Origin of the sequence: Pseudoalteromonas sp. SIMBA_162 (assembly GCF_046535955.1) — a bacterium.
In the GTDB taxonomy this organism is placed as follows: Bacteria; Pseudomonadota; Gammaproteobacteria; order Enterobacterales; family Alteromonadaceae; genus Pseudoalteromonas; species Pseudoalteromonas marina.
In genome coordinates, this window is record NZ_JAWJBQ010000421.1 from 1 (window position 1) to 271 (window position 271).

At 72.7% G+C, this 271-nt stretch carries 1 pseudogene; it reads left to right on the forward strand.

Annotated elements, in window-relative coordinates:
- Positions 1-58: 58 nt before the first annotated feature.
- A pseudogene (locus R0J88_RS20310) lies at positions 59-271 on the forward strand (hypothetical protein); the annotation flags it as partial.

Sequence of the window (271 nt, forward strand, 5' to 3'; positions counted from 1 at the left end):
CAATAGCGCCATGAACACTCTCCCAGCCTGCTGCGCCCCGCTCCAGCACCACTGGCCCTTGCCTCGCCCGCTGCCCGGCGCGGTGCTGGTCAGTTGCGCCTTCGACCCTGCCCGCCTGGCATCCGACGACTTCCAGCGCGCCGGCCTCGTGCCCAGCGCCAGCCTGCAGCGCTCGGTGGCCAAGCGCCAGGCTGAGTACCTGGCCGGTCGCGTATGCGCGCGCGCGGCGCTGCAGCGCCTGGACGGTCGCGACTACGTACCCGGCACCCAT